Annotated in this window: 11 protein-coding genes; 3 read left to right on the forward strand and 8 right to left on the reverse strand. The window is 69.9% G+C overall.

Annotated features, from left to right (window positions below; genetic code table 11):
- Positions 1 to 71: 71 nt before the first annotated feature.
- Complete coding sequence (locus tag CEF10_RS09305; protein WP_101067905.1) at positions 72 to 1,235, reverse strand: M20 aminoacylase family protein; 1,164 nt, start codon at positions 1,233 to 1,235, stop codon at positions 72 to 74.
- A gap of 301 nt (positions 1,236 to 1,536) precedes the next feature.
- On the opposite strand from CEF10_RS09305, the gene CEF10_RS09310 reads away from it, so the two are divergent.
- Positions 1,537 to 2,604: a YeeE/YedE thiosulfate transporter family protein gene (locus tag CEF10_RS09310; protein ID WP_101067906.1), complete on the forward strand. Its 1,068-nt coding sequence runs from the start codon at positions 1,537 to 1,539 to the stop codon at positions 2,602 to 2,604.
- On the opposite strand, the gene CEF10_RS09315 is transcribed toward CEF10_RS09310, so the two are convergent.
- The 7 genes from CEF10_RS09315 to CEF10_RS09345 all read right to left on the reverse strand — a co-directional run bounded on the left by CEF10_RS09315 (position 2,540) and on the right by CEF10_RS09345 (position 9,469).
- On the reverse strand, positions 2,540 to 3,820 hold the full coding sequence (locus tag CEF10_RS09315; protein ID WP_101067907.1) for a DUF3422 family protein: 1,281 nt from the start codon (positions 3,818 to 3,820) through the stop codon (positions 2,540 to 2,542). The genes CEF10_RS09310 and CEF10_RS09315 overlap by 65 nt on opposite strands.
- Positions 3,821 to 3,984: 164 nt before the next feature.
- Positions 3,985 to 4,164 (reverse strand): hypothetical protein, encoded by a 180-nt coding sequence (locus CEF10_RS09320; RefSeq protein ID WP_101067908.1) that lies wholly within the window; start codon positions 4,162 to 4,164, stop codon positions 3,985 to 3,987.
- Positions 4,165 to 4,216: 52 nt separating this feature from the next.
- Entirely contained in the window at positions 4,217 to 5,701 is a 1,485-nt protein-coding gene (locus CEF10_RS09325; RefSeq protein WP_101067909.1) for an NAD(P)(+) transhydrogenase (Re/Si-specific) subunit beta, read from the reverse strand.
- A gap of 14 nt (positions 5,702 to 5,715) precedes the next feature.
- Positions 5,716 to 7,290, reverse strand: a complete 1,575-nt coding sequence (locus tag CEF10_RS09330) for a Re/Si-specific NAD(P)(+) transhydrogenase subunit alpha (protein ID WP_101067910.1) — start codon at positions 7,288 to 7,290, stop codon at positions 5,716 to 5,718.
- Between the two features lie 34 nt (positions 7,291 to 7,324).
- The gene (locus tag CEF10_RS09335) at positions 7,325 to 7,819 is read right to left on the reverse strand and encodes a phasin family protein (RefSeq protein ID WP_101067911.1); all 495 of its coding nucleotides are present in this window, start codon (positions 7,817 to 7,819) and stop codon (positions 7,325 to 7,327) included.
- A gap of 125 nt (positions 7,820 to 7,944) precedes the next feature.
- Complete coding sequence (locus CEF10_RS09340) at positions 7,945 to 8,397, reverse strand: methyltransferase family protein (RefSeq protein ID WP_101067912.1); 453 nt, start codon at positions 8,395 to 8,397, stop codon at positions 7,945 to 7,947.
- A 115-nt stretch (positions 8,398 to 8,512) separates the two neighbouring features.
- Positions 8,513 to 9,469 carry an MBL fold metallo-hydrolase gene (locus tag CEF10_RS09345; RefSeq protein WP_232796457.1) on the reverse strand — a complete coding sequence of 319 codons (957 nt, stop codon included), beginning with the start codon at positions 9,467 to 9,469 and terminating at the stop codon, positions 8,513 to 8,515.
- 146 nt (positions 9,470 to 9,615) lie between these two features.
- On the opposite strand from CEF10_RS09345, the gene CEF10_RS09350 reads away from it, so the two are divergent.
- Both CEF10_RS09350 and kynU read left to right on the forward strand, forming a co-directional pair.
- Positions 9,616 to 10,374, forward strand: a complete 759-nt coding sequence (locus CEF10_RS09350; RefSeq protein ID WP_101067969.1) for an SDR family NAD(P)-dependent oxidoreductase — start codon at positions 9,616 to 9,618, stop codon at positions 10,372 to 10,374.
- Positions 10,375 to 10,385: 11 nt separating this feature from the next.
- Entirely contained in the window at positions 10,386 to 11,585 is a 1,200-nt protein-coding gene (gene kynU, locus CEF10_RS09355) for a kynureninase (protein WP_101067914.1), read from the forward strand.
- Positions 11,586 to 11,743 lie beyond the last annotated feature (158 nt).

Here is an 11,743-nt window from a genome sequence, read left to right on the forward strand (position 1 = left end):
TTGCCCGAAATACTCCGGGGGTGAGGCCGAAGGCCGAGGGGGCAGCGCCCCCTGCCCGCCCGCGCGGCCGCTCAGCCCGCCGGCATCCGCTGCTCGACCACCCCGGCCCACCAGCTGCACCCGGCGGGGATCGCGGCATCGTTGAAGTTGTATTCGGGGTGGTGGACCATCGCGGTGTCGCCGTTGCCCACGAGGATGTAGGCGCCCGGGCGTTCCTCCAGCATGAAGGCGAAATCCTCGCCGCCCATGACCAGCGGGGCCTCGTCGCACTGGCCGCTGACCGCGCGGGCGACGCCGGCCGCGAAATCGGTCTGTGCCTCGTGGTTGACCATGACCGGGTAGTTGCGCTCGTACGCCAGCCGCGCCGCGCCGCCGAAGGCGGCCGGGATGGTGTCGCACAGCTCCTGCATGCGCGCCTGCGCGAGGTCGCGCATCCCCGGGTCGAGCGTGCGGACCGTGCCGATCAGCTGCACCGTCGAGGGGATCACGTTGAAGGCCTCCGAATCCGTGTGGAAGGAGGTGACCGAGACCACCGCCTCGTGCGTGGGGTCGATGTTGCGGCTCACGATGGTCTGCAACGCCAGCACGAGGTGGCTGGCGACCACCGTGGTGTCCACGGTGTCGTGCGGCTTGGCGGCGTGGCCGCCGCGCCCCGTCACCTCGATCTCGAACTTGTCGGTGGCCGCGAAGAACGGGCCGGGGCGGATCGCGAACTGCCCCTCGGGCACGCCCGGCCAGTTGTGCATGCCATAGACCTCCTGGATGCCGAAGCGGTCCATCAACCCGTCGTCGCACATCTCGCGCCCCCCGCCGCCGCCTTCCTCGGCGGGCTGGAAGATCACGACCGCCGTGCCGTCGAAGTTGCGCGTCTCCGCCAGGTAGCGCGCCGCGCCCAGCAGCATGGCGGTGTGCCCGTCATGGCCGCAGGCGTGCATGGCGCCCGGCGTTTGCGAGGCGTAGTCAACCCCCGTGCGTTCGTGAATGGGCAGCGCGTCCATGTCCGCGCGCAGGCCGACCACCTTGCCGCTGGCCGTCGATCGGCCCCGGATCACGCCCACCACGCCGGTGCGCCCGATCCCGGTGACCACCTCGTCGCACCCGAACGCGCGCAGCTTCTCGGCCACCAGCGCGGCGGTGCGATGGGTCTCGAACAGGATCTCGGGGTGGCGGTGGATGTCGCGGCGCCACGCGGTGATCTCGTCGTGCAGTTCGGCGAATCGGTTCTTCACGGGCATGGGGTGTCCTTTGTGCTCCGGTCGGGCCGGCGGGCCCGCACCCCGTCAGGGTGACGCCCGGCGCGGGAAAATCAAGCCCCGGCCCCGCGCCCCGAAATAAGAACCGTCGTGCCGCTCACCGGCCGAAGGGCACGATCCCGGGCCAAGGGATGCCGCTGCGGGAGAACCGCGTTCCGCGCCGCCGGCGCGGGGCGAACGCGCGTTCCACGGCGGCAAACGCATGGCACGGTTAGCCATGCTTGATCGTGGCGCCGCGCCGCGCCATCCGACGGCAGGCATTCGACACCCGGGGAGACGCGCAATGTATCACATGCTGGGATTCGAGACGCTGACCGCGCCGCAGGCCGCCGTCTGGTTCGCCCTGGCGCTGGGGGCGGTGTTCGGCGCGCTGGCGCTGGTCACCGGATTCTGCCTGCGCCGCGCGCTGGTGGGCACGGATCGCCGGGCCGCCGGGGCCGTCTGGTTCGTGGCGCTGGCCGCGGCCGTGGCGGGCACGCAGGCGGCGGTGGCCGCAGGCTGGATCGGGTTTGCGGACCACCGGTTCATGGCGAAGGAGCTGCCGGTGCTGGCCATCGCGCTGGGCGGGCTGGCCTTCGGCGCGGGCATGGTCCTGACCCGCGGCTGCATCTCGCGGCTGACGGTGCTCTCGGGTGCGGGCAACCTGCGCGCGCTGACAGTCCTCGTCGTTTTCGCGCTCACGGCGCAGGCCACGCTCAAGGGCGTGCTGGCGCCGCTGCGCACGGCGGTGGGCAGCGTGACGGTTCCAATCGACAGCGCCGCCCTGCCCGGGGCCTCGGCGATCTGGGTCGCGCTGCTTGCGGCCGCCGCGCTTGTGCTGGCCGCGCGGTCGGGCGCGCGGGCGCCGGTGCTGATTCTGGCCGCGCTGATCGGGTTGCTGGTGCCGGCCGGCTGGGTCGGCACGGGGCTGGTGCTTCTCGACGATTTCGACCCGATCGCGATGCAGTCCCTGTCGTTCACGGCGCCGGCGGCCGACTCGGTCTTCTACGTGGCCGCGGCCAGTGCGATCCCGGCGGGGTTCGGCACCGGGCTGGTGGGCGGCGTTCTGGCCGGGGCCCTTTTCGCGGCGCTGCTCACCGGGCGCTTCCGCTGGCAAAGCTTCGAAACCCCGGCGCAGACGGGCCGTTACCTGGCCGGCGCGGGGCTGATGGGCGCGGGCGGCGTGCTCGCCGGGGGCTGCACGGTGGGCGCCGGGCTGTCCAGGGTTGCCACGCTTTCGGTGGCCGCGGTGCTGGCGCTGGCGGCCATCGCGGCGGGCGCGCTGGCGATGCACCGGGCGCTGGCGGCTATTCCATCGACCGCCGAATCCGCCGGATCAGCCACCACACCGCCGCCACAACCGGCAGAGTGACGGCCGCCGTGACCATGCCCTTGCTCACGCCGAACGTCGGCGCAAGCGGGTAGAGCAGGTAGCCGGCCAACGACACGGCGTAGTAGCTGATCGCCACCACGCTGAGCCCCTCGACCGTCTTTTGCAGCCGCAATTGCAGGTCGGCACGGCGATCCATGCTTTCCAGCAGCGCCTGGTTCTGGGCGCTGCGTTCCACGTCCACGCGCGTGCGCAACAGGTCGCCCGCGCGCATCGCGCGGTCGGCCATGGCCTGCAGCCGCGCCTCGGTCGCCTTGACGGTGCGCATCGCCGGGTCGTAGCGGCGCATCATGAATTCGCGGAAGGTCTGGCGCCCTTCGAAGCGCTGCTCGCGAAGCACCTCGATGCGGCGGTGCACGAGGTTCTCGTAGGCGGCCGTGGCCCCGAAGCGGAACGAGGCGCGCGCCATCAGGCCCTCGAGTTCCGCCGAGACGGCCAGCAGCGATTGCAGCGTCTCCTCGGCCGGGCGCGCATCCTCGCTCATCGCCGCGGTGAGATCCGACAACCGTGCGTCCAGGTCGTTGAGCTGGGCGCTCATGGCGCGCACCCGCTCGTAGCCCAGCATCGACATGGCCTTGTAGGTCTCCACCTCGCACAGCCGCTGCACGATGCGCCCGATGCGCCGCTTGCCCGTGCCGGGCGAGACGTGAACCGAGAACCGAAGGTGACCGGCCGGATCGATGCGGAAGTCGCCGGCCAGCACCGCGGCGTCGTCGAGCACGCGCGCCATCGCCACGCTTTCGGGCACGAACCAGTCGGCCACCTGGTCGCGGATCGCCATGTCGTCGCCGTAGGGCGCGATCCGGATCAGCGCCGAGGTCAGCCGCGCGCCCGGGGCCTGCTCCAGCCAGTCCTCGGGGAACACCTCGAAATCGGCCGGGTCGAAGGGCCGCTCGGCCAGCCCGTCGCGGAAGACGGTGTATTCCACGAACTCCGTGTGGCTTTCCCATTTCAGCCGGTGGCGGCCGATGCGGCCGAAGTAATGCGTGGCGCCGGGTTGCGGGTGCGGCGCGCCGTGCCGGTCCAGAAGGTCCGTCAGATGCGCAAGGTCGGCGTCCCGGTCGCGCGCCGCCGCGTTGTCGGGCCGCTTGATCGCCAGGAACACGGCGGTGCACGGGGCCTCCACCGGCGGGAAAGGCCGCGCGTGCAGCTCGTTCGTCAGGCGGTAACGCAGCGGGTGATCCTCGATCGGCGGCATGGCCCTCTCCTTCGTGTGGCGGCAACCTAGAGCCTCGCCCGCGGAAGCGAAACCGGATTTTCCTTGCAATGCAGCATTTTAGCGGCGTGCAAAGGTATACCGCGGCTTGGCCCGCGCCGCGGCGCCGCGCGGCGCCACGCCATGCCCGAAGCCGGGCGGGCGGGTCAGCGTCGCAGCAACCGCCACGCGCCCAGCGCACACAGCGCCGCGCCCGCAAGGGCCACCACGAGCCCGGCGACGGCGGCCAGCGACGAGATCGCCGCGCCGGCGCCGGCCATCAGCATGCCCCCGACCAGTGCGAGCACCGGCCCGGCCGGCGGCGTCGGACCACCATCGCCTGTCATGCCGTTCCTCTTCTCGCGGCGGCGCCCCGCCCGCGGACGGGCGGGGGCCGGATCAGTCGATCAGGTGCAGCAGGCTGTCCACGCTCTGGCGTGCGTCGCCGTAGAACATGCGCGTGTTCTCCTTGAAGAACAGCGGGTTCTCGATGCCCGAGTAGCCCGCGCCCTTGCCGCGCTTGCACACGAAGACCTGGTTGGCCTTCCAGACTTCCAGCACCGGCATGCCGGCGATGGGGCTGTTGGGGTCGTCCTGAGCGGCGGGGTTCACGATGTCGTTGGAGCCGATCACGATCACCACGTCGGTGTCGGGGAAATCGTCGTTGATCTCCTCCATCTCGAGGACGATGTCGTAGGGCACCTTCGCCTCGGCCAGCAGGACGTTCATGTGCCCCGGCAGGCGCCCGGCGACGGGATGGATGGCAAAGCGCACCTCCTTGCCCTTGCCGCGCAGCTTGCGCGTCAGTTCGCTCACGGCGTTCTGGGCCTGCGCCACGGCCATGCCGTAGCCCGGCACGATGATGACGCTGTCCGCCTCGTTCAGCGCGGCAGCGACGCCGTCGGCGTCGATGGCGACCATCTCGCCCTCGACCTCCTGCTGCGGGCCGGCTGCGCCGCCGAAGCCGCCCAGGATGACGCTGACGAACTGACGGTTCATCGCCTTGCACATGATGTAGGACAGGATCGCCCCCGACGACCCCACCAGCGCGCCCACCACGATCAGCAGGTCATTGCCCAGGGAGAAGCCGATGGCGGCCGCCGCCCAGCCCGAGTAGCTGTTGAGCATCGACACGACCACGGGCATGTCGGCCCCGCCGATCCCCATGATCAGATGGTAGCCGATGAAGAGCGCCAGCAGCGTCAGCAGGACCAGCGTCCAGATGCCCGCGCCGCCCAGATAGAGCGCCGCGAACAGCAGCGACAGCGCCGCGGCACCGGCGTTGAGCATGTGCCCGCCCGGCAGCTTCTTGGCGGCGCTGTCCACCTTGCCCGCCAGCTTGCCGTAGGCGATCACCGATCCGGTGAAGGTGACCGCGCCGATCCAGATACCCAGCATCAGTTCGACCTTGAGGATCGAGACCTCGACGGCCGTCTTCTTGGCCACGATCGCCGCGAACCCCGAGAACCCCTTGGCGAACTCCGCCGCCTCGGGGCTGACGTCCTCGGGCCGCGGGAAGGGGAACCCGGCGCCGGTGAAGGCCGCGGCGACGCGGCCCAGCTCGAGGTCGGCGTTGAAGCCGACGAACACCGCCGCCAGCCCGACGAGGCTGTGCATGATCGCCACCAGCTCGGGCATCTGGGTCATCTCGACCCGCGTGGCGAGCTGGTAGCCCACGACCGACCCGGCGGCGATCAGCACCAGCGACAGCCACCACAGCCCCAGGCCGGGGCCGATCAGCGTGGCCACCACGGCGATGGCCATGCCGACGATGCCGTACCAGATGGCGCGCTTGGCGCTTTCCTGCCCGCTCAGGCCCCCGAGGCTGAGGATGAAGAGAACAGCCGCGACCACGTAGGCCGCAATGGTGAATCCGTAGTCCATTGTCGCCTACCCCCTCAGGATTTCTGGAACATCGCGAGCATCCGCCGCGTGACGAGGAAGCCGCCGAAGATGTTGATCGCCGCCATGAAGACGGCCAGCGCGGCCAGGATCGTGATCAGGACCGAGCTGGAGCCGATCTGCATCAGCGCGCCCAGGATGATGATCGACGAGATCGCGTTGGTCACCGCCATCAGCGGCGTGTGCAGGCTGTGGCTGACCCCCCAGATCACCTGGAAGCCCACGAAGACCGACAGCACGAAGACGATGAAGTGCTGCATGAAGCTGGCGGGTGCCACGAGGCCGACCGCCAGCACCAGCACGGCGCCGACCCCCAGAAGCGTGACCTGACGCTTGGTCTGTTCCTTGAACGCGGCCAGTTCCTGCGCGCGTTTCTCCTCGGGCGTCAGTTCCCTTTCCGGTTCCTTCTTCGGCGCGGCCGCGATCGCCTGCACCTTCGGCGGCGGCGGCGGATAGGTGACCTCGCCCCCGTGCGCCACCGTCGAGCCGCGGATCACGTCATCCTCCATGTCGTGGACCGGCTTGCCGTCCTTTTCGGGCGTCAGGTCGGTCATCATGTGGCGGATGTTGGTGGCGTAGAGCGTCGAGCTCTGCGTGGCCATGCGGCTGGGAAAATCGGTGTAGCCGATGATGGTGACATCGTTGTCGGTCACCACCTTCTCGTCGGGCTTGGTCAGGGTGCAGTTGCCGCCCCGCTCGGCGGCGAGGTCGACGATCACGCTGCCGCGCTTCATCGACTTGACCATGTCCTCGGTCCACAGCTCCGGCGCGGGCCGGCCCGGGATCAGCGCGGTGGTGATGACGATGTCGACGTCCGGCGCCAGTTCGCGGAACTTCTCGAGCTGCTTGGCCTGGAACTCGGGGCTCGAGGGCGCGGCGTAGCCGCCGGTGCCCGAACCGTCCTGCTGTTCCTCGTCGAAATCGAGGTAGACGAACTCGGCGCCCATGCTTTCGATCTGCTCGGCCACCTCCGGGCGCACGTCGAAGGCATAGGTGATCGCGCCCAGCGAGGTCGCGGTGCCGATCGCGGCCAGCCCGGCCACGCCCGCGCCGACCACGAGCACCTTGGCGGGCGGCACCTTGCCGGCGGCCGTCACCTGCCCGGTGAAGAACCGGCCGAAGTTGTTGCCCGCCTCGATGACGGCGCGGTAGCCGGCGATGTTGGCCATCGAGCTCAGCGCGTCCATCTTCTGCGCGCGGCTGATGCGCGGCACCATCTCCATGGCGATGACGGTGGCCCCCTTGTCGGCGGCCATCTGCATCTGCGCCTCGTTCTCGGCCGGGTTGAAGAAGCTGATGAGCGTCTGCCCCTTCTTCAGCCGCTTGACCTCGGTGTCGGTGGGCTGGCGCACCTTGGCCACGATGTCCGCGGCCTTCCACAGCTGCGCGGCCGTCTTGATGACCTCGACGCCCGCCTCCTCGTAGGCGGCGTCGGAGAACCCGGCGGCGACGCCGGCGCCGGTCTCGATCGCGCAGTCATACCCAAGTTTCCGGAGCGCGCGGGCCGAGTCGGGCGTCATCGCGACCCGCGCCTCGCCCTCGCGCACCTCCTTCGGTGTTCCGATCTTCAATGTGCTGTCCCCCTCGTCCGGCGGCGGTGCCGCCTTATTGCTTCTTCAGGTCGTCCATCGCGGCCGTCACCTGGCCGCTGAGGCGGTCGAACGCCTGCTGGTTCGCGCCCTGCGCCGCCTCGGCCATCTCGCGCATCAGTTCGAAGGCCTTCTGCGCCGCCTCGGTGTAGACCTGCGCGTTCTTCGAGGCCGCATCCGCGTCCACCGGCGATTGCACGTCCTGCGCCGCGGCCTGCGCGGCCTGCGTCATCCGGTTGAATATCTCCATCTGCTTCTCGAGCATGTCCTGGTAGGTCGCGGCAGCCGCCTTGTTCGCCTCGACCATCGCCTCGTAGGAGGCCTGGTTGCGCTTGATGATCGCGTCGATGTCGAGGTCGGCCGACTTCAGGGCCGGCATCTGCGCGAAGAACTGCTGCGGATCGAACAGGCCGGCGATCCGCTCGGGATCGTACATCTTGAACATCTCGGAGAAATCGAACGGGTTCTTCTGCTGCCCGCCCTGCTTGGTGGATTTCTTGTCTTCTGCCATGGCGCGTCTCCCAGGATTGCGGCCGGACCATTCGCGGCCCGGCCCGGCGTAAGCCGTATTTGGTATCTCGAACGTCGTTATTTCACACTCGCGGGCCTGTTGCGACACCCAGATTGTCACATCCCTCAGATCCACCGGCGCGTTTTCTGGCAGTAGCGGAAAAAATCGGCACGGAACCTGCGCCGCAGGCGGTTTTCCTCGGGGATGATGAAGCGCGTCTCGATGATCCAGACGAAGACCGGCACCAGCGCGAGCGACGGCACCGCGTCCCAGCGCAGGATGAACCCCGTCAGCACCAGCGCGTCGCCAAGGTAGATGGGATTGCGGCTGCGGCTGTAGATGCCCGACTGGACCAGCGCATCTGCCTCCTCGTGCGGGATCAGCGTGGTGCGGTGGCGCCGGAACTCCACCGCCGCCATGACCATCAGCAGAACGCCGCCGCCCACCAGCAGCCCGCCGGCGAACTCCGCCCAGGCCCCGCCGAAGCTCAGCCCCAGCGGGTATTGCGCCGATTGCCACCAGGCCAGCGCAAGGCAGCCCAGAAGCCACACGGGCGGCAGATCGATCCACTTCAGCATGACGCCCCGCCGTTGGCCGCGCGCGCAAGAGTTTTGACAAAACTCTTGCAAAAATTCTTGTCAAGAATTTTGGCCGCGCGCGGCCCGGGCCGCGCGACGGCCGCTCTGCGGCGCCTCATTCCCATTCCATCTCCTCGTAGACACGGCCGGCGTTCTTGGTCGCCAGTTCCTCGAAGGTGTCCAGATGCGCCCATTCCGACTGATCGACGTAATAGGCATCGGCCAGGTCGCCGCCCGCGTCGAGGTGCGCGCCGATCTTGGCGCGAAGGTCCTTCAGATACGCCGTGGTGTAGCGCCGCACCTGCGCCATGTTGGTCGGGTGCCCGTGGCCCGGGATCACGTAGGTCGCACCCAGCTCGGTGAAGGGGCCCTCGAAGGTCTCGATCCACGCGTCGGTATCGGTGGCGGGGAAAATGGGCAGCATGCGTTCATGAAAGGCGATGTCGCCGGCGATCACGATCTCCCACTGCGGGATCCAGACCTGCGTGTCGCCGGGCCCGTGCGCGGGGCCGAGGTGCAGCACCTCCATCGTCACGTCGCCCATCTCGACGACGTGGCGGTCCTCGAAGCTCAGGTTGGCGGGCACGACCGTGGTGCCCTCGGCCTTGTCCCTGTTGTAGCCCTGCATGCGCTGGAGGATGAAGTCGCCTTCCTCCTGCGTCTCGTGGATCGCGTCGACATGGGCGAGGATGTCCACCCCCTGCTCGGCCCAGTAGGAATTGCCGAGCATCGCGTGCCCCTGCCCGTTCTCGTTTATGACCAGTTTCACGGGCTGGTCGGTCACCGTCTTGATCTCGTCGTGCAGCGCCTTCGCCAGCCGGTAGGACGCACCGCCGTTGATGACCACGACGCCGTCACCGGTGACGACGAACGACAGGTTGTTGTTGTGGCCCGAGTTCTCGTAGGTGGGCGGTGCTGTCGCGCCGATGGCCGAGAAGACGTGGGGAATCACCTCCACCGGTTTCTCGTACAGCTCCGATTGCGGGTACTGGTCCGCGATGTCCTCGCTGGCGGCGGCGCCCTGCGTGACAAGGCTCAGCGCCAGCGCGGCGGCAGCCATGGGTCTGGTCATGGAAATCTCCTCCCTCGTGTTTCTTGCAGCCTACAAATTCATATGCATGAATGTCTAGCACCCCGTGCGAATTTCCCGCGCCGTCCGCGCTTGCCCCGGGCGGGCAAACCGCTAGGCTGGCGCGGCACGACGATGCGGGGGACATGATGACGATCGAGGGCAGACACGCGCTGGTCACCGGCGGCGGCACGGGCATCGGGCTGGCGGTGGCGCGCGCGCTGGCCGGGCACGGCGCGCAGGTCACGATCACCGGGCGGCGGCAGTCGGTGCTGGACGAGGCCGCCGGCGGCAACGCGGGGCTGCACCCGGCGGTGATGGACGTCACCGACGAGACCAGCGTCGCGCAGGCCATCGCCGCGGCGGTCGCGACGCGCGGGCCGGTGCAGATCTGCGTGCCCAACGCCGGCGTCGCCGAGGGCCGCGCCCTGCACAAGACCGACACCGCGTTCTGGCGGCGGATCATGGGCACCAACCTCGACGGCACGTTCTGGACGATCCGCGAAAGCCTCGCCTCCATGCGCGGGGCCGACTGGGGCCGGGTCGTCGCCATTTCCTCGGTCGCCGGGGTGAAGGGCCTGAAGGGCGCCGCGGCCTACTCCGCCTCCAAGCACGGCGTCGTCGGGCTGATCCGCGCGCTGTCGGAGGATTACCTGGGCACGCCCTTCACCTTCAACGCGGTCTGCCCCGGCTATGTCGACACCGAGATCGTGGCGCGCAACATCGCGATGATCCGCGACCGCGCCGGCGTGAGCGCGGACGAAGCGCGCGCCATGATGGTGGGCGCCAACCGGCACGATCGCCTGATCGCGCCCGAGGAGGTCGCGGCGGCGGTGCTCTGGCTGTGCGGGCCGGGATCGGAAAGCGTGAACGGCCAGGCGATCGAGATCGCCGGCGGCCAGTTCTGAGGGGGGCACCGATGCCGGGCACCGATTTCACCGCCACGCGCGAGATGTTCCACCTGCCCGAGGGGGTGATCTACCTCGACGGCAACTCGCTGGGGCCGATGCCGAAGGCGGCGGCGGCGCGGGTGCAGCGCACCGTCACCGGGGAATGGGCCGAGATGCTGATCGGCGGCTGGACCCGCGCGGGCTGGATGGAGCAGCCGGCACGGCTGGGCGACCGGATCGGCCGGCTCGTGGGCGCCGAGCCCGGCCACGTCGCGGTGGGCGACACGCTGTCGGTCAAGATCCACCAGGCGCTGTCGGCGGCGCTGGCGCTGCGACCCGGCCGCCGGGTGATCCTTTCCGACGAGGGCAACTTCCCCTCCGACCTCTACGTGGCGCAGGCGCTGATCGACGCGCTGGGCCAGGGCCACGAACTGCGCGTGGTGCCGCCCGGCGAGGTGGCGGCGCATGTCACCCGGGAGGTTGCCGTCACCCTGCTGACGGACGTGGATTACCGCACGGGCCGTCGCCACGACATGGCGGCGCTGACGCGCGCGGCGCACGAGATGGGCGCGCTGACGGTCTGGGACCTCGCCCATTCGGCCGGCGCGCTGCCGGTGGACCTTGCCGGCGCGGGCGCGGATTTCGCCGCCGGCTGCACCTACAAGTATCTCAACGGCGGCCCCGGTGCCCCGGCCTTCGTCTACGTGGCCCCGCGCCTCGCGGCGTCCGCGCGCCCCGCGCTGGCGGGCTGGCTGGGCCACGCGGCGCCCTTCGCGTTCGAACCCGACTACCGCCCCGCGCCGGGGGCGGCGGGGATGCGCGTCGGCACACCCCCGGTTCTGGGCATGGCCGCGCTGGAGGCCGCGCTCGATGTCTGGGATCGCGTCGACATGGCCGAGGTGCGCGCGCGCTCGATCGAGCTGAGCGAGCTCTTCATCGCCGGCGTCGAGGCCGCCTGCCCCATGCTTGAACTTGTCAGCCCGCGCGATCCGGACCGGCGCGGCAGCCAGGTCGCCTTCCGCTTCGGGGACGGCCACGCCGCCATGCAGGCGCTGATCGCCCGCGGCGTGGTGGGCGATTTCCGGGCACCCGACATCATGCGCTTCGGCCTCGCCCCGCTCTACCTGGACGAGGCGGACATCCGCCGCGCCATCGACGTGATGGCCGAGGTGATGGAGCGACGGCTGTGGGACCGCCCCGAATACCACGCGCGCGCGGCGGTCACCTGACACCCGAACCCCGGCGTCCGGCGCGGCCAGGGTGCACCAAATGGCCCCAATCCCGCGCCAACCGCGCCAGATTCATCCGTCACAACCGGTGTCAATTCCAGACAAGGCAGGGCCGGCGGCCGTGCCGCGCATTCGAGTTATCGCTTCGCCGCTCCGCC

It is taken from the genome of Roseovarius salinarum (assembly GCF_002834145.1).
GTDB classification, from domain to species: Bacteria; Pseudomonadota; Alphaproteobacteria; order Rhodobacterales; family Rhodobacteraceae; genus Roseovarius; species Roseovarius salinarum.